The organism is Streptomyces sp. NPDC098789 (genome assembly GCF_044759975.1).
Lineage (GTDB): Bacteria > Actinomycetota > Actinomycetes > Streptomycetales > Streptomycetaceae > Streptomyces.
Genome location: NZ_JBIWAJ010000001.1, coordinates 289,069 through 305,611 on the forward strand (window position 1 = coordinate 289,069; position 16,543 = coordinate 305,611).

Here is a 16,543-nt window from a genome sequence, read left to right on the forward strand (position 1 = left end):
CCGTCCGGTGGAACGGGTGCCTACGCCTCGGGGGCGGCGGCGGCCTTGCGGGTCCGGGTCCGCTTCGGCTTGACCGGAGCGTCCTCGGTGGCGACCGCGGCGGCCTCGGCGACCGGGGCGGCCTCGGCGACCTTGCGGGTCCGGGTGCGCTTCGGCTTGACCGGAGCCTCCTCGACCACGGCGACCACGGCGACCGCGGGGGCCACGGCGACGGGCGCCTCGACCACGGCGGCCTTGGCGACCGTACGGGTCACCGGAGCCGGCGCCTTGCGGGGCGCGCGGGTGGCCCTGCGGACCGGGGCGGGCTCGACCAGCGGCGCCATCTGGAAGTCGACCTCGGCCACGGCCGGGACGAACGGCGCGAGCGGTTCGAGCTTGGCCGGGGTGCGCGTGGCCGAGGTGCGGGTGGCCGGTGCGCGGGTGATCGGGGTGCGCATGGCCGGGGTGCGGGTGACCGCGGGCGCCTCGGTCACCGCGGCGGCGGGCGCCTCGGTGACGGCGGCGGGCGCCGTGCCACGGGTGCGGCGGCGGCGCGGCTTGCGCGCCTCGTCGGCGACCGGGGCTTCGGCGACCGGGCTCACCGGAGCGGCCACGGCCACGGCCGAGCTCTCCACGGCCGGGCTCTCCACGGCCACGGCGCCCTCGGCCTCGGAACCGCCACGGGTGCGGCGGCGCTGACGCGGCGTGCGGGTGCGCTCGGGACGCTCCTCGGCGACCGGAGCGGCGGCGGCGGCCGGGCCGCGACCGCCACGGCCACCGCGGCCGCCGGTCTCGCCCAGGTCTTCCAGGTTCTCGGCCTTCAGGCCGGCCCGCGTGCGCTCGGCGCGCGGCAGGATGCCCTTGGTGCCGGCCGGGATGTTCATCTGCTCGTACAGGTGCGGGGACGTGGAGTACGTCTCCACCGGGTCGTGGAAGTCCAGCTCCAGCGCCTTGTTGATCAGCTGCCAGCGCGGGATGTCGTCCCAGTCGACCAGGGTGACGGCGATGCCCTTCTTGCCCGCGCGGCCGGTGCGGCCCACGCGGTGCAGGAAGGTCTTCTCGTCCTCGGGGGTCTGGTAGTTGATGACGTGGGTGACACCCTCGACATCGATACCGCGGGCGGCGACGTCGGTGCAGACCAGCACGTCGACCTTGCCGTTGCGGAAGGCGCGCAGCGCCTGCTCGCGGGCGCCCTGGCCCAGGTCGCCGTGGACGGCGCCGGACGCGAAGCCGCGCTTTTCGAGCTGCTCGGCGATGTCGGCCGCGGTGCGCTTGGTGCGGCAGAAGATCATGGCGAGCCCGCGGCCCTCGGCCTGCAGGATGCGGGAGACGAGCTCCGGCTTGTCCATGTTGTGCGCGCGGAAGACGTGCTGCGCGGTGTTGGCGACGGTCGCGCCCTCGCCGTCCTCGGAGACGGCGCGGATGTGCGTCGGCTGCGTCATGTACCGGCGGGCCAGGCCGATGACCGCGCCCGGCATGGTCGCCGAGAACAGCATGGTCTGACGCTTCGGCGGCAGGTAGCTCATGATCCGCTCGACGTCGGGCAGGAAGCCCAGGTCGAGCATCTCGTCGGCCTCGTCCAGGACGAGGGCCTTGATGTGCGACAGGTCGAGCTTCTTCTGCCCGGCCAGGTCGAGCAGGCGGCCCGGGGTGCCGACGATGATGTCGACGCCCTTCTTGAGCGCCTCGACCTGCGGCTCGTACGCGCGGCCGCCGTATATGGCGAGGACGCGGACGTTGCGGACCTTGCCCGCGGTCAGCAGGTCGTTGGTCACCTGGGTGCAGAGCTCGCGGGTCGGAACCACCACGAGGGCCTGCGGGGCGTCGGTCAGCTGGTCGGGGCGGGCCCGGCCTGCCTCGACGTCCGCGGGGACGACGACCCGCTCCAGCAGGGGAAGGCCGAAACCGAGCGTCTTGCCGGTACCGGTCTTGGCCTGGCCGATGACGTCCGTGCCGGTGAGGGCGACGGGGAGGGTCATCTCCTGGATCGGGAAGGGGGACACGATGCCGACGGCTTCAAGGGCTTCGGCGGTCTCGGGGAAGATCCCGAGGTCTCGGAACGTAGTCAGGGTGCTGCCTCTTCTGTGAGACGCGGCCCGAGGCGGCGAAGGGGGTCGTACCGTGCCAGGCTTGCAGTACTGCTGTGTACGGAAGCTGCGCGGGACCACGGGCCTTCGCTCAAGCGCTCATGCCGCTGAGGGGGCCCCTCGTGGGCGATGCGCATGAACGCACACACCACGCCGAGGGCGGTCGGGGTTGGAGCCGATCGGGCCACCGACCGGGCATCCTCATTGGGACGGCCCGCCGAGTATCCGGCAGGCGCATTACCACTGTACCCCGGAATCGCGCAGCTGTGTCGGGTGAATTCACCAGGTCGACACCGGCGTGCGGGTCGGACCACCGGTTTCGCGGCGGGCTCCCGTGTGGTGGGCACGTGGTTTCCACGGGGCCCGAGCGGGCTATTGTGCGGAGCATGTCGACCGTAGAAAACGCATCGCCCGCCGCAGCCGACGATCCCGGCGCGAACGCCGGCATCGCCGCCCAGAACTGGTCCGAGGCCTCCGCCTCGCCGCAGTACCGGGCCGCCGTCGTGGACCTGCTCGGCGCCCTCGCGTACGGAGAACTGGCCGCCTTCGAGCGACTCGCGGAGGACGCGAAGCTCGCGCCCACCCTCGATGACAAGGCCGAGCTGGCCAAGATGGCGTCCGCCGAGTTCCACCACTTCGAGCGGCTGCGGGACCGGCTCGCGGCCATCGACGCCGAGCCGACCGGCGCCATGGAGCCCTTCGCCAAGGGCGTGGACGACTTCCACCGCCAGACCGCGCCGTCGGACTGGCTGGAGGGCCTGGTCAAGGCCTACGTCGGCGACTCGATCGCCAGTGACTTCTACCGCGAGGTCGCCACCCACCTCGACATCGACACCCGCGCCCTCGTGCTCGCCGTGCTCGACGACACCGGTCACGGCGGCTTCGCCGTCGAGAAGGTGCGCGCCGCGATCGAGGCCGACCCGCGCTGCGGCGGCCGCCTCGCGCTGTGGGCCCGCCGCCTGATGGGCGAGGCGCTCTCGCAGGCGCAGCGCGTGGTCGCCGAGCGCGACGCGCTCTCCACCATGCTCGTCGGCGGGGTGGACGGGATGGCCGCGGGCTTCGACCTCGCGGCCGTCGGCGAGATGTTCACCCGCATCACCAAGGCGCACACCAAGCGGATGGCGGCCCTCGGCCTCGCGGCCTGACGACGCCCGCCCGCCGGCCGGATCCCGGCCGGTCATGACGGTGGCCCCGCAGCGGATGTCCGCTTCGGGGCCACCGCCATGACCGGTAGTGCTGTGACCGGAAAGGTTCGCCGTGTCGCGGCGCCCGGCACGGCACCTCGCGGCGTTGTCGGACCACGCAAGTACGTCCAGTACGAGCCGTGGCCCTCCGCCTTGCGATGTACCGCACCGGACACCGCGACCCGGCAAACCTTTCCGGCCACAGCACTAGGTGTTCGTCAGCTATTCATCAGCCCGCCGGGACCGAAAACGGAGTCCGGCCGGACGTCCTCCCGGGCCGCCGCGCGGGCCGCAGCAGGAGGGAGAGGACCACCGCCGACACGAGCGCCCCACCGAGGATGGTGGCGCTCGGCGTGGTGTGTCCCGGGCCCAGCGCGTAGTGCGTGAGGTACGACCCGAACAACGCCCCCAATGCCGCGCTGACCAGCACGGTTCTGGATGAGGGCAGGCGCGTCGGGAGCATTCTGAGGGCCGCGGCGGCCAAGGCGAGACCGAGCAGGGCTGAGCCGAGCGCTTCCAGCAGCATGATGAGGTCCCTCCCGCAGGTCAGGGCAAATCGGATCACAGGCGTCCTACCCGAAGCGGAAGAAAGAGAAACGGCCCGGTGGGGTCAACCACCGGGCCGTCGCGTTCGGTTCTCTTCGCTCCTCAGAGCGCGCCGAAGCCCACCTTGCGGATGCTGGGCTCGCCCAGGTCGACGTACGACAGGCGGTCGGCCGGCACCAGGACCTTGCGGCCCTTGATGTCGGTGAGGCTGAGCAGCTGCGTCTTGCCGGACAGTGCGTCGGCGACGATGCTCTCGAGCTCGTCGGCGCTCAGGCCGCTCTCCAGCACGATCTCCCGGGGTGCGTGCTGCACGCCGATCTTGACCTCCACGGCTTTGTCCCTCCGACGATCCGGTTCGCGCGATCACCGCGCCGTACTCGCCCCCACCCTAGCCCGCGGAGGCGACGCGAATGGCGTACAGCCGACACGCTGGCAGCGAACAGGTGCGCCGACGGGTGCGTCGTGCGCGGTCAGTGGCCGTCGGTGCCGTGCAGCGGGAAGCCCGCGATGCCGCGCCAGGCCAGCGAGGTCAGCAGGCCGACCGCGGTGTCCCGGGCGACCGGGCTGGAGCTGGACAGCCAGTACCGGGCCACGACCTGCGAGACCCCGCCCAGGCCCACGGCCAGCAGCATCGACTCGTCCGTCGACAGGCCGGTGTCCTCGGCGATGACCTCCGAGATCGCCTGGGCGCACTGGAGGGAGACCCGGTCGACCCGCTCGCGCACGGACGGCTCGTTGGTCAGGTCGGACTCGAAGACGAGCCGGAAGGCGCCGCCCTCGTCCTCGACGTACGCGAAGTACGCGTCCATCGTCGCGGCCACGCGCAGCTTGTTGTCGGTGGTCGACGCCAGCGCGGTGCGCACCGCCAGGAGCAGCGACTCGCAGTGCTGGTCCAGCAGGGCCAGGTACAGGTCCAGCTTGCCCGGGAAGTGCTGGTAGAGCACCGGCTTGCTGACGCCCGCGCGCTCGGCGATGTCGTCCATCGCCGCCGCGTGGTAGCCCTGGGCGACGAACACTTCCTGGGCCGCGCCCAGGAGCTGGTTGCGTCGGGCTCGGCGCGGCAGTCGGGTGCCCCGCGGGCGCGCCGCCTCGGTCTGCTCGATGGCTGTCACGCCGCCTCCCACTTTCTCTCGGAACCCTGCGGCGCAGTGCGCCGCGCCCGCCATCGTACTTTTCGGTAACCGAATCCGGGGGGTCCGGGCCGAGTTTTCTCGCGGTACGGACGCCGGCAAGCGCCGCTGGTCAGCCCGGGTCGGTCGCGGTCGGCCCGGTCAGCGGTAGTCGTCCTCGTCCAGGGCCACCACGCGCGCCTGCTCCGCCGCGTCCCCGTCCGCCGCTCGGCCGGGATCGGCCGCGATGACCGGATCGTCGTCGAGCGGGGTCAGCTCGGTGCGCTGCTCCGCCGCGTCCGCCTCGGGAGCCTCGGGTCCCGGTGCTTCCCGCACGAGGTCCCGGAAGGTCTCCGGTTCCGCAGGGTCGACCGTCATGTGGTTCCCCTCATTCCCCTCATTACCTTCGTCTCCTCTGGAATTCCCGCCTCCTCCTTCGAGCGTAGGAGCCTCCGGGGCCGGGCGCTATACGGCTCTGTGATGGCGAACACACGGTTCCGGACGTGATCCTCTCGTAACATTGCGCCCATGTCTTCGACCGAGCTGCCCGGTGTACGCTCCGCCGCCGAACCATCGGGCCTGGTGGGCGCCGTCCGCGTGGCCGACGGGGAGCGGCTGCGCAGCGCGTCGCTGCCCGGTCTGACGCTGACCGTCCGCTCGCGGCCGCCCGTGCGCGAAGGACTCGCGCCGGCCCTCTTCGTCCACGGACTCGGCGGCTCCTCGCAGAACTGGTCGGCGCTGATGGCGCTGCTGGAGGACACCGTCGACGGCGAGGCCGTCGACCTCCCCGGCTTCGGGACCTCCCCGCCGCCCGCCGACCGGGACTACTCGGTCACCGCCATGGCCCGCGCGGTCATCCGGCACCTGGACGCCGCGGGGCGGGGGCCCGTGCACCTCGTCGGGAACTCGCTCGGCGGGGCCGTCAGCACCCGCGTCGCCGCGGTGCGGCCCGACCTCGTCCGCACGCTGACGCTGATCTCGCCCGCCCTGCCCGAGCTGCGGGTGCAGCGTTCCGCCGTGCCCACCGCGCTGCTCGCGGTCCCGGGCGTCGCGCCGCTCTTCGCGCGCCTCAGCCGGGACCTGACCGCCGAACAGCGCACCCGCGGGGTGATGGGGCTCTGTTACGGCGACCCCTCACGGGTGACGTCCGAGGGCTTCCGGCACGCCGTGGAGGAGACCGAACGGCGGATGCGGCTCCCCTATTTCTGGGAGGCGCTCGCCCGCTCCTCGCGCGGAATCGTCGACGCCTACACGCTCGGCGGACAGCACGGGCTGTGGCGCCAGGCCGAGCGGGTCCTCGCGCCGACCCTGCTGGTCTACGGTGGCAGGGACCAACTGGTCTCGTACCGCATGGCGCACAAGGCGGCGGCCTCCTTCCGGGGCTCGCGGCTGCTGTGCCTGCCCGAGGCCGGGCACGTGGCGATGATGGAGCACCCCGAGGTCGTGGCATCGGCCTTCCGGGACCTGCTGGGCACCGCCGGGCAGAACGACGTACGAGACGAAGACGGCAGAGGCTGAGCACCGGTGGGACGACATAGTCGCAAGGACTCCGCTCCTCCCCGCCCGGTCCACGGTGACCAGGGCGGCCCCGACCCGGCTTCCGCGCACCCGGAAGCCGCGGCCGCCGCACCCCTTTCCGGGAGCGGGCACCGGCACCGGCCCGAGCCCACGGCCAGCCACCAGGGGTACGCGAACGAGCCCGCGCCCGCGGCGCGCGCCGGCCACCCCGAGATCCACGAGCCCGGCGGGGCGTACGGCGACTGGCGCGCCGTTCCCCGCAGCCACCCCGCGCCGTCCCCCGCCCCCGGTGTCCCCGCGCAGGCCCCGGCCCCGGCGGCGTACGGGAGCGGCGCGCCGTACGGGAGCCCCGCCGCGTACGGGAGCCCCGCGCCGGCCCCGGCCGCCGCGGCGTACCGGGCCGCCGTGGCCACCGCGGCCGCCGTCTTCCCCGAGGCCGAAGCGCCCGATACCGCCGTGTTCCCCGATACCGCCGTCTTCCCCGAGGCCGCGACGCCCCGGGCCGCGGTGCCGGGCGCCGGTTCCGCGCACCCCGCGGGCGGCGGCCCCTCGACCGGCTCGCACCGCCGGGTGCCCCCGCCCCGCCGCGGCTCGCGCTCGACGCCGGTCAAGCGGTCCCCGGCGACCCGGGGCCGCAAGGTCCGCACCTACACCGGCATGGCCGCCGCGGCCGTCACCACCGTCCTCGCGGTCGTCGTGGCCGGGCAGGTCGTGGGCGACGACGGCGGCAGCCACCTCGGCGTGCAGAGCGCCGGCGACACCGCCGCCGACCGGGCCGCCCCCGGCCAGTCCGCGGCCTCCCGTTCCGACGGCCGCGCGACGCCCGACGCGCCCGCGGTGGGCGGTGGTCAGCAGGCGGTCGTCAAGACGTACGAGCAGAAGATGGCCGACCCCTACCCGATCGCCGCGAACCTCGCCGGCCCGGGCACCTTCGACACGGTCTCCACCGGCGCACCGGCCCCCGGCAAGGGACGCCTCGTCCGCTACCGGGTCGACGTGGAACAGGGCCTCGGCCTGGACGCGGACCTCTTCGCCGAGGCCGTCCAGCGCACCCTGAACGATCCGCGCAGCTGGGCGCACGACGGCGACATGCGCTTCGAGCGGGTCGCCTCGGGGACGGCCGACTTCGCGATCACCCTGGCCAGCCCGGGCACCACCGGGGTGTGGTGCGCGAAGTCCAGCCTCGACACGACCGTCGACAACGTGTCCTGCGACTCCGCGTCCACCGAGCGCGTGATGATCAACGCCTTCCGCTGGGCACAGGGCTCGCCGACCTACGGCCAGGACCAGATGTACGCCTACCGCCAGATGCTCATCAACCACGAGGTCGGGCACCGGCTCGGACACGACCACGTGAGCTGCAGGACGCCGGGCGCGCTCGCGCCGATCATGCAGCAGCAGACGAAGTCGCTCGACATCGACGGAATCTCCTGCAAGCCCAACCCCTGGGTCTACCCGACCAGTTGACCAGGTCCGTGGTGGTGGGGGGTGCGGGGCCGGATTGACAAGGTGTTCGATGGTCGGCAATGGTTCTCCGCATGTCGCACCACCACACCATGACCGCGAGCGCCGCCATAGAGCTGGCGCTCCTCGGTGTGGCCGCGCACAGCGTGGCCGACATCCTCTGTCGCTGACGCCTGCCTGAGCGCGCGACGACCCCTCTTCACGTCATTCCGCCGCGCCCGGGCACTCCCTGCCCGCGGGTGCGGCTCCGCATGTCCCTGTTCCCCTTTCGGTCGGCCTGACGGCCGGGTGGCCGGACGGTCGGACGTCGCCCCTCGCGCGGCCCTTCCCGTTCGACCCATCACGCCGAGAGGTCCCTTTTCCGATGTTCCGTCACTCCCACATATCGCGCCGCCTGGCCGCGGTCACCGTCAGCCTCGTACTGGCCGGGGGCGCCGCGGCCTGCGGCCCCAAGGGCAGCGACGGGGAAAGCTCCGGCGGCGCCGCGTCCGGCGCCACCGGCTCGCAGCAGAAGGGCGGCACGCTGACCGTCCTCAACAACGAGCCGCAGAGCGACTTCGACCCGGCCCGTCTGTACACCTCCGGCGGCGGCAACGTCCCCTCGCTGGTCTTCCGCACGCTCACCACCCGCAACCGCGAGGACGGCGCCCCCGGCGCCAAGGTGGTGCCCGACCTCGCCACCGACACCGGCAAGGCCAATGCCGACGCCACCGAGTGGACGTACACGCTCAAGGACGGGCTGAAGTACGAGGACGGCACCCCGATCACCACCGCCGACGTCAAGTACGGCATCGAGCGCTCCTTCGCCGCCGAACTCTCCGGCGGGGCGCCCTACTTGAGGGACTGGCTGGTCGGCGGGGACACCTACCAGGGCCCGTACAAGGACGGCGGCAAGGGCCTCGACTCGATCGTCGTGCCCGACGCGAAGACCATCACCTTCAAGCTGCGCAAGCCCGAGGGCGAGTTCCCCTTCGTGGCCACCCAGACCCAGTTCGCGCCGGTCCCCAAGGCCAAGGACACCGGGGTCAAGTACGAGGAGCACCCGGTGTCCTCGGGCCCGTACAAGGTGGTCAAGAACGAGAACGACGGCGAACGCCTGACCCTGGAGCGCAACGAGAACTGGGACCCGAAGACCGACGAGGAGCGCAAGGCCTACCCGGACAGGATCGACGTCCGCTCCGGCCTGGACTCCGCGGTCATCAACCAGCGGCTCTCCACCAGCTCCGGCGCCGACGCGGCCGCCATCACCACCGACACCAACCTGGGACCGGCCGAACTCGCCCAGATCGGCGCCGACAAGAACCTCGCCGCCCGGGTCGGCACCGGCCACTTCGGCTACATCAACTACCTGGCCTTCAACCCGAAGGTGGCCCCCTTCGACAACCCGAAGGTGCGCCAGGCCATCTCGTACGCGATCAACCGCACCAGCGTGATCAACGCGGCGGGCGGCTCCGCGCTGGCCGAGCCCGCCACCACCTTCCTGCCCGAGCGCGAGGCCTTCGGCCACGCCGCCTACGACCACTTCCCCGCGGGGAAGACCGGCGACCCGACCAAGGCCAAGCAGCTGCTGGCCGAGGCCGGCTTCAAGGACGGGCTCACCATCACGCTGACCCACTCCACCGCGCAGAACCGGCAGACCAGCCCCGAGGTCGCCACCGCCGTGCAGCAGGCGCTGGCCGCCGCCGGGATCACGGTCAAGCTGGAGGGCCTGGAGAACAACGCCTTCAACGAGAAGCGCTGGGACGTCAAGAACACCCCCGGCTTCTTCCTCTCCCGCTGGGGCGCCGACTGGCCCTCCGGCGCCCCCTTCCTCGCCCCGATCTTCGACGGTCGCCAGATCGTCAAGGACGGCTCCAACTACAACCACGCCCAGCTCGACGACCCGGCCGTCAACACCGAGATCGACGAGATCGCGAAGCTGACCGACCTCGCCGCGGCGGGCAAGCGCTGGGGCGCCCTCGACAAGAAGATCGGTGAGCAGGCCCTGGACGTCCCGCTCTTCCACCCGGTCTACAAGCGGCTCGTCGGCAAGGACGTCAAGGGCGTCGTCATCAGCGACTGGACCGGCGTCCTCGACATCTCGCAGGTCTCGGTCAAGTGACGCTCATATCCGAACGATCGGCGTCCGCGGCCGGGGTCACCACCCCGGCCGCGGGCGCCGCGCGCCAGGTCTGGCGGCGGCTGCGCCGCCGTCCCGGCGCCCTCGCGGCGGCCGTCGTGCTGGCCGTGCTCGTCCTCGTCGCCCTCGCCGCGCCCCTGCTCGCCCACCTCGCGGGCCAGGACCCGAACGCCTACCACGACGACCTCGTGGACTCGGCCCGCGGCGGGGTCCCCCTCGGCTCCTTCGGCGGGGTCTCCGGCGACCACTGGCTCGGCGTCGAACCGGGCACCGGCCGCGACCTCTTCACCCGGCTCGCCCACGGCGCCCGGATCTCGCTGCTCGTCGCCATCGGGGCCACCACCGTCCAGGTGCTGACCGGGCTGGTGGCCGGACTCGCCGCCGCACTGGGCAGCCGGCCCGTGGGCCTCGTCATCGACTGGCTCACCAACGTGATGCTCGGCCTCCCGGCGATCGTCCTCGGGATCGCGCTCACCGCCGTGGTCCCCGCGGACTTCCCGCGCCCGCTGCTGCTCGTCCTGATCATCGGGCTGCTCGGCTGGGGCCAGACCGCCCGCATGGTCCGCGCCCAGGCGCTCGCCCTGCGCGGCCTCGACTTCGTCGCCGCCGCCCGGCTCGGCGGCAGCGGCCGGCTGCGCGTCGCCCGTCGCGAGCTGCTGCCCTCGCTGGCGGCGCCGCTGATCACCTTCGCCGCGATCCTGCTGCCCATCAGCATCGTCGCCGAGGCCTCGCTGTCCTTCCTCGGCGTCGGCGTCAAACCCCCGACCCCCTCCTGGGGGCAGATGCTCTCCTCGGCCCAGACCTGGTTCCGCGCCGACCCGATGTACGTCCTGCTGCCCGCCGGGCTGCTCTTCGTCACCACCCTCGCCTTCACCGTGCTCGGCGACGCCGTCCGCAGCGCCCTCGACCCGCGCGAGGAATCCCGCCTGCGGATCGGGTCGAGAAAGGAGCGACGGGCGTGATCGGCTTCGTCCTCAAACGGACCGGTGGCGCCCTGCTGGTGCTGCTCACCCTGTCCGTGGCCGTCTACCTCCTCTTCTACCTCGCCCCCGGCGACGCCGCCCGGCTCGCCTGCGGCGAACGCTGCAACCCGCAGCAGATCGCCCAGGTCCGCGAACAGCTCGGGCTGAACGACTCCGTGGTCGTCCAGTACCTGCACTTCCTCCAGGGCATCGTGGCCGGCCGGGACTACTCCGGCGGCGCCGCGCTCGTCCACTGCGACGCGCCCTGCCTCGGCTTCTCCTACCAGAACGACCAGCAGGTCACCGAGCTCCTCCTGGAGCGGCTGCCCGCCACCGCCTCGCTCGCGGTGGGCACCCTCGTGATCTGGCTCGCCGTCGGGGTGGGCACCGGACTCCTCTCCGCGCTGCGCCGCGGCGGGATCACCGAGCGGGTGCTGACCGTGCTCACCCTGGCCGGGACCGGCACCCCCGTCTTCATCCTCGGCCTGCTGGCCCTGATGGTCGTGTGCGCCTACCTCCAGTGGCTGCCGTTCCCCACCTACGTGCCCTTCGGCGAGGACCCCGAGCAGTGGGCCTGGAACATGCTGCTGCCCTGGCTCGTCCTCGGCTTCTTCGAGAGCGCCAAATACGCTCGGCTGACCCGCAGTTCCACCCTGGAGACGCTGGCCGAGGACCACATCCGCACCTTCCGCGCCTACGGCGTGGCGGAGCGGCGCGTGGTCACCCGGCACGCGCTGCGCGGAGCGGTGGCGCCGGTCGTCGCGCTCAGCGCGGTCGACTTCGGCACCCTCTTCGGCGGCGCGGTGCTCACCGAGTCGCTCTTCGGCATCCCGGGGCTCGGCAAGACCCTGATCGACGGGGTCCGGGTCGTGGACCTGCCCGTCGTGGTGGGGGTGGTGCTGGTCACCGGCGCCGCCGTCGTCATCGCGGGCGCCGTGGCCGACCTGTTGTACGCCGCCGCCGACCGCAGGGTGGTGCTCACATGACCGGAACGACGCCCACGCCCCCGACCTCGACCCCGACCCCGCCCCCGGCCGAGGCGCTCGTCGAGGTGGTCGACCTCGCCGTCGACTTCCCCGTCGGCGGGCCGGGGGAGTACGTACGGGCCGTGGACGGGATCTCCTTCAGGCTGGAACCCGGGCGCGCGCTCGCCGTCGTCGGCGAGTCCGGCAGCGGCAAGTCCACCGTCGCCGCCGCCCTGCTCGGCCTGCACCACGGGACCGGCGCCCGGCTCTCCGGCACGGTCCGGGTGGGCGGCACCGACGTCGGGTCCGCCCCGCCCGCCGCGCTGCGCGCGCTGCGCGGGGGCGTCGCCGCGATGGTCTTCCAGGACCCGCTCACCTCCCTCGACCCCTACTACGCCATCGGCGACCAGATCGCCGAGGTCTACCGGGTGCACGCCGACGTCTCCCGGCGCGCCGCGCGCGCCCGGGCGGTCGAGGTGCTGGACCGGGTGGGCATCGCGGACGCCGTGCGCCGCTCGCGCGCCCGACCGCACGAGTTCAGCGGCGGCATGCGCCAGCGCGCCCTCATCGCCATGGCGCTGGCCTGCGAACCCCGGCTGCTCGTCGCCGACGAGCCGACCACCGCGCTCGACGTCACCGTGCAGGCCCAGATCCTCGACCTGCTGCACGGGCTGCGGGCCGAGCGCGGCCTCGGTCTGCTGCTCGTCACCCACGACGTGGGAGTGGCCGCCGAGAGCGTGGACGAGCTGCTCGTGATGCGCCACGGGCGGGCCGTGGAGCACGGCCCGGTGGCGCGGGTGCTGGCCGCGCCCGGGAACCCGTACACGAAGGAGCTGCTCGCGGCCGTGCCCCGGCTGGACGCCCCGCGCACCGCCGGCGCGCCCGCGGGGGAGCGTACGCCCGTGGTCGAAGCGGTCGGCCTGCGGCGGGAGTTCGGGCGGCGCGGCAAGCGGGTCACCGCGGTCGACGGGGTCTCCCTCACCGTCGCCGCGGGCGAGACCCTCGGCATCGTCGGCGAGAGCGGCAGCGGCAAGTCCACCCTGGGGCGCATGCTCGTCGGGCTGCTGGAGCCCACCTCCGGCACCGTCCGCCACGAGGGCCGCGAGACCTCCGGCATCGCCCCCGGCGTCCAGATGGTCTTCCAGGACCCGGTCTCCTCCCTCAACCCGCGCCGCAGCATCGGCGAGTCCATCGCCGACCCGCTGCGCGCGGCCGGCGAGCGCGACGAGGCCGCCATCCGGGCCCGCGTCGGCGAACTCCTTCTCCGGGTCGGGCTGGAGGCGGCGCACCACGACCGCTACCCGCACGAGTTCAGCGGCGGCCAGCGCCAGCGGGTCGGGATCGCCCGGGCGCTCGCCCCCCGGCCGCGGCTGATCGTCTGCGACGAGCCGGTCTCCGCGCTCGACGTCACCACGCAGGCCCAGGTCACCGCCCTGCTCGCGGAGATCCAGCGGGAGAGCGGCATCGCGCTCGTCTTCATCGCGCACGACCTCGCCGTGGTCCGGCAGGTCAGCGACCGGGTCGTGGTCATGCGCCGCGGCGAGGTCGTCGAGGAGGGCCCGGTGGACGAGGTCTACGACCGGCCGAGGCACGCCTACACCCGGCAACTGCTGGCGGCCGTGCCCTCCTTGGACCCGACCCTGGCCGCCGAACGGCGCGCCGCCCGGGCCCGGCAGAAGGAGGCCGCGCACCAGCCCGCGCAGTAGGCCGTGTACCAGGCAGCGCACCAGTCTTAGCGCGGTCGAACGCGAACCGTACGGGAAAGTTACGACTCTTCACCCCTTCCGGTGGCGCGACGGACAACCGTCCGTCGCGCCTTCGGCATATCCGCTTGAGTTCTCGCGGCGGGTCACCGGACCGACGGAGGCCGCCTGAACGGGAGATCGGGGGTGCCACTCGTGCGGATCGCACTGCTCACGGAAGGTGGTTATCCGTATGCGACGGGCGAAGCGAGGCTCTGGTGCGACCGGCTGGTGCGCGGGCTTCCGCAGCACGAGTTCGAGCTGTACGCGCTGAGCCGCAGCGCCGGGCAGGAGGAGCGCGGCCGGGTGCCGCTGCCCGCCCACGTCACACGGGTGCGGACGGCCTCCCTGTGGGCCCCCGACGACGACGGCCGCAGCTACTCGCGCCGCGAGCGGCGCCGTTTCCTGGCCTGCTTCACGGACCTGGTCCGCGGGATCGCCGCCGCCGACGCCGAGGCGTTCGCCGCCGGGCTGTACGGGCTCGCCGAACTCGCCCGGGACCAGGGCGGCCTGTACGCGGCCGTGCGCTCCGAGACCGCGGTGCGGGCCGTCGAGGCCGGCTGCCGGGCACCGGGCGCGAGCCGCGCCGTCCGGGCGGCGCAGGTGCCCGACCTGCTCGCCTTCGTCGACGAGCTGGAGCGCGCGCTGCGCCCGCTCAGCCTGGACTGGTACGAGGAACTCGGCGCCGTGGACGTCTGCCACGCGGCGGCGGGCGGGCTGGCCGCACTGCCCGGGCTGGTGGCCAAACGCTTCTTCGGAGTCCCGCTGCTGGTCACGGAGTACGGCGTCCAGCTCCGGGCGCACTACCTGGAGCACGCGGAGGAACGCCCGGCCCTGCGGGCCCTGCTCGGCGCCTTCCAGGTCCGCCTCGCCGCCGAGATCTACGCCCGGGCGGACCTGCTCACCCCCGGCAACGCGCACGCGCGGCGCTGGCAGGAGAAGTGCGGTGCCGGCCGGGAGCGGCTGCGGACGGTCTACCCGGGCATGGAGGCGGACCGATTCGCCACCGTCGGGGAGGCCGCCGACCACGGCGACCCGGCCACCCTGGTGTGGGTCGGCCGGATAGAACCGGCCAAGGACCTCATCGCGCTGCTGCACGCGTTCGCGGAGGTGCGGCGGGCCGAACCGGACACCCGCCTGCGGATCTTCGCGACCGCGGCGGCGCCGGGGTACTTGGCCGACTGCCGCTCGCTCGCGGCCCAGCTCTTCCCCGACGAGGCGGCGGACGCGGTGACCGTCGGCGAGAGCCCCGTCACCTTCGAGGAGATCGGCGGGCCGGAGACCCCGGCCCTGCCCGACGCCTACGGCTCCGCCCCGGTCACCGTGCTGTCCTCGGTGGTCGAGGGCTTCCCGATCCGGCTCGTCGAGGCCATGTTCTGCGGCCGCGCCACGGTCTCCACCGACGTGGGGGCGGTGCGCGAGGTCATCGGCGGTACGGGACTGGTGGTCCCGCCGCGCAATCCGCGCGCCCTCGCGGACGCCTGCCTGACCCTGCTGCGGGATCCGGAGCGCGCCCGGCGGCTGGGGGCGGCGGCCCGGGCGCGGGCGCTGGAGCTCTTCACCGTCGAGCAGAACGTGGCCGCCTTCCGGGAGATCTACCTCCAGTTGATCGCCGACGGCGCGGCCTGCCCGCCCGCGGACGCCCCCTTCACCCATCCGCCGGAGGCCCGCGTGCCGGGCCACTGGACCACCCCGACGTGGGCCGCGTCCCCGGAGGCGACGGTATGACGACCCACCCGGACACCACCCCGTCCCTCTTCGACCTGGCCCGGCGCCCGGTCCTGGTCCCGGCGCCCGACCCGGACCCGGAGCCCGGCGCGGACCCGGTGGAGACCACGCTCGTGCTGCGGCTCGCGCCCCCGCCGCCGGCCGACCCCGAGCCGTCGCCCGAACCGTCGCCCGAGCCCGCCCCGGCGGCGCCCGCCCCGGCCGCCGGGCCCGCGCCGGACGCCGACGCGCGCCCGGGCCGGGGCGTCACCGGACGGCGCCGCGCGAGCGGGGACCCGGTCAAGGCACTGATGCACCGGCACCGGGAGCTGTGCGAGCGGGCCGTCGACCCGTTGGAGATCGCCGCCGGACTGGAGGCGCACGGGATCACCGACCGGACCGCCGCCCGGTTCCGCCACCGGGACGTCTTCTCCCTCGCCGAGGAGCTCTACGCCCGCGTCCCGCGCGGGGAGGTCCCCGACGCCCCCCGGAGCGCCGCCCCGGCCGGCGCGGGCCCGGCGGAGCTGCGGGGGGCGGCGTACGCGCTGGTCCCCGGCGCCCTCGCGCTCGGCGCCGACCTGCTCGGCGGGCCCGCCCCCTGGGTGGCCGTCCTCGCCGTCGCGCTCGCCGTCGGCGTTCTGGCCCGGCCGCGCCCCCGCGGCCGCCGGCACCCTTGGCTCCCCCAACTGCTGGCCGCCGCGGCCACCGGGTACGCCGTGTACCGGCTCGGTACGCCGCTGGGCACGCCCCTCGGGGTGGGCCTGGCCCTCGCGGCCGCCCCCGCGCACTGGTGCGACGCCGCCTTCACGGCCCGCGCGCGCCGCCGCCTCGCCGGGAGCCGCGCGCTGGAGGACTTCGCGGCGGGCGCGCGGCCGCTGCTGGTGGGGGCGGCGCTCTGCTTCACCGCCCTCGCGGCCGTCCCGCTCGTCCTCCTCGGAGCCCCGCTCGCGGTCGCCGTGCCGCTCGCGTTGCTCCTCTTCCTGACCCGGCTGCTGGTCCGCCACACGCCGCACCGGGTCCCGGCCGCCATCGCCCTCGCGGTGGCGCTGATCCCGAACCCGGTCGCCGCCGCGGCGGCCGCCGCCGGATTGCTCGTCCACGCCACGGTCGCGCTCTCCCGCGCATCCGCACACGCACAGACCTGACCGCGCCAACAAGGAG

The 16,543-nt window shown here is 74.0% G+C and carries 15 protein-coding genes; 10 read left to right on the forward strand and 5 right to left on the reverse strand.

What is annotated here, in order from left to right:
• Positions 1-20: 20 nt before the first annotated feature.
• A complete protein-coding gene (locus tag ACIQWR_RS01565; RefSeq protein ID WP_404004142.1) occupies positions 21-1,958 on the reverse strand; it encodes a DEAD/DEAH box helicase in 1,938 nt (645 codons plus the stop codon).
• A 494-nt stretch (positions 1,959-2,452) separates the two neighbouring features.
• Between ACIQWR_RS01565 and ACIQWR_RS01570 the strand changes: the two genes are divergently transcribed.
• Positions 2,453-3,211, forward strand: a complete 759-nt coding sequence (locus ACIQWR_RS01570; RefSeq protein WP_404004144.1) for a ferritin-like fold-containing protein — start codon at positions 2,453-2,455, stop codon at positions 3,209-3,211.
• A gap of 268 nt (positions 3,212-3,479) precedes the next feature.
• On the opposite strand, the gene ACIQWR_RS01575 is transcribed toward ACIQWR_RS01570, so the two are convergent.
• The 4 genes from ACIQWR_RS01575 to ACIQWR_RS01590 all read right to left on the reverse strand — a co-directional run bounded on the left by ACIQWR_RS01575 (position 3,480) and on the right by ACIQWR_RS01590 (position 5,283).
• Positions 3,480-3,776: a hypothetical protein gene (locus ACIQWR_RS01575; RefSeq protein ID WP_404004147.1), complete on the reverse strand. Its 297-nt coding sequence runs from the start codon at positions 3,774-3,776 to the stop codon at positions 3,480-3,482.
• 122 nt (positions 3,777-3,898) lie between these two features.
• Positions 3,899-4,126: a DUF3107 domain-containing protein gene (locus ACIQWR_RS01580; protein ID WP_399259980.1), complete on the reverse strand. Its 228-nt coding sequence runs from the start codon at positions 4,124-4,126 to the stop codon at positions 3,899-3,901.
• Positions 4,127-4,266: 140 nt separating this feature from the next.
• The gene (locus ACIQWR_RS01585) at positions 4,267-4,908 is read right to left on the reverse strand and encodes a TetR family transcriptional regulator (RefSeq protein WP_404004149.1); all 642 of its coding nucleotides are present in this window, start codon (positions 4,906-4,908) and stop codon (positions 4,267-4,269) included.
• Positions 4,909-5,067: 159 nt separating this feature from the next.
• Positions 5,068-5,283 (reverse strand): hypothetical protein, encoded by a 216-nt coding sequence (locus ACIQWR_RS01590; protein WP_404004152.1) that lies wholly within the window; start codon positions 5,281-5,283, stop codon positions 5,068-5,070.
• Between the two features lie 150 nt (positions 5,284-5,433).
• Between ACIQWR_RS01590 and ACIQWR_RS01595 the strand changes: the two genes are divergently transcribed.
• The 9 genes from ACIQWR_RS01595 (at position 5,434) to ACIQWR_RS01635 (ending at position 16,527) form a co-directional block, all read left to right on the forward strand.
• On the forward strand, positions 5,434-6,423 hold the full coding sequence (locus ACIQWR_RS01595; RefSeq protein WP_404004154.1) for an alpha/beta fold hydrolase: 990 nt from the start codon (positions 5,434-5,436) through the stop codon (positions 6,421-6,423).
• 6 nt (positions 6,424-6,429) lie between these two features.
• Positions 6,430-7,890 (forward strand): DUF3152 domain-containing protein, encoded by a 1,461-nt coding sequence (locus tag ACIQWR_RS01600; protein ID WP_404004156.1) that lies wholly within the window; start codon positions 6,430-6,432, stop codon positions 7,888-7,890.
• A 71-nt stretch (positions 7,891-7,961) separates the two neighbouring features.
• On the forward strand, positions 7,962-8,057 hold the full coding sequence (locus tag ACIQWR_RS01605) for an Ms4533A family Cys-rich leader peptide (protein WP_354382332.1): 96 nt from the start codon (positions 7,962-7,964) through the stop codon (positions 8,055-8,057).
• 194 nt (positions 8,058-8,251) lie between these two features.
• Positions 8,252-9,988: an ABC transporter substrate-binding protein gene (locus ACIQWR_RS01610; RefSeq protein WP_404004159.1), complete on the forward strand. Its 1,737-nt coding sequence runs from the start codon at positions 8,252-8,254 to the stop codon at positions 9,986-9,988.
• A 5-nt stretch (positions 9,989-9,993) separates the two neighbouring features.
• Positions 9,994-10,968 carry an ABC transporter permease gene (locus tag ACIQWR_RS01615; protein ID WP_404005015.1) on the forward strand — a complete coding sequence of 325 codons (975 nt, stop codon included), beginning with the start codon at positions 9,994-9,996 and terminating at the stop codon, positions 10,966-10,968.
• Positions 10,965-11,954, forward strand: coding sequence for an ABC transporter permease (locus ACIQWR_RS01620; RefSeq protein WP_399259992.1), 990 nt, complete (start codon positions 10,965-10,967; stop codon positions 11,952-11,954). Before ACIQWR_RS01615 ends, ACIQWR_RS01620 begins: the two co-directional genes overlap by 4 nt.
• Positions 11,951-13,639 carry a dipeptide ABC transporter ATP-binding protein gene (locus ACIQWR_RS01625; protein WP_404004163.1) on the forward strand — a complete coding sequence of 563 codons (1,689 nt, stop codon included), beginning with the start codon at positions 11,951-11,953 and terminating at the stop codon, positions 13,637-13,639. The genes ACIQWR_RS01620 and ACIQWR_RS01625 overlap by 4 nt, the downstream gene beginning before the upstream one ends.
• A 192-nt stretch (positions 13,640-13,831) precedes the next feature.
• On the forward strand, positions 13,832-15,403 hold the full coding sequence (gene pelF / locus ACIQWR_RS01630) for a GT4 family glycosyltransferase PelF (RefSeq protein WP_404004166.1): 1,572 nt from the start codon (positions 13,832-13,834) through the stop codon (positions 15,401-15,403).
• Positions 15,400-16,527, forward strand: coding sequence for a hypothetical protein (locus ACIQWR_RS01635; RefSeq protein ID WP_404004169.1), 1,128 nt, complete (start codon positions 15,400-15,402; stop codon positions 16,525-16,527). Before pelF ends, ACIQWR_RS01635 begins: the two co-directional genes overlap by 4 nt.
• The last annotated feature ends 16 nt before the right edge of the window (positions 16,528-16,543 follow it).

Excerpts from the sequence above, each read along its gene's own strand:
- ACIQWR_RS01565 (WP_404004142.1), bottom strand. The coding sequence starts at position 1,958 with ATGACCCTCCCCGTCGCCCTCACCGGCACGGACGTCATCGGCCAGGCC.
- ACIQWR_RS01570 (WP_404004144.1), top strand. The coding sequence starts at position 2,453 with ATGTCGACCGTAGAAAACGCATCGCCCGCCGCAGCCGACGATCCCGGC.
- ACIQWR_RS01575 (WP_404004147.1), bottom strand. The coding sequence starts at position 3,776 with ATGCTGCTGGAAGCGCTCGGCTCAGCCCTGCTCGGTCTCGCCTTGGCC.
- ACIQWR_RS01590 (WP_404004152.1), bottom strand. The coding sequence starts at position 5,283 with ATGACGGTCGACCCTGCGGAACCGGAGACCTTCCGGGACCTCGTGCGG.
- ACIQWR_RS01595 (WP_404004154.1), top strand. The coding sequence starts at position 5,434 with ATGTCTTCGACCGAGCTGCCCGGTGTACGCTCCGCCGCCGAACCATCG.
- ACIQWR_RS01605 (WP_354382332.1), top strand. The coding sequence starts at position 7,962 with ATGTCGCACCACCACACCATGACCGCGAGCGCCGCCATAGAGCTGGCG.
- ACIQWR_RS01610 (WP_404004159.1), top strand. The coding sequence starts at position 8,252 with ATGTTCCGTCACTCCCACATATCGCGCCGCCTGGCCGCGGTCACCGTC.
- ACIQWR_RS01625 (WP_404004163.1), top strand. The coding sequence starts at position 11,951 with ATGACCGGAACGACGCCCACGCCCCCGACCTCGACCCCGACCCCGCCC.
- ACIQWR_RS01635 (WP_404004169.1), top strand. The coding sequence starts at position 15,400 with ATGACGACCCACCCGGACACCACCCCGTCCCTCTTCGACCTGGCCCGG.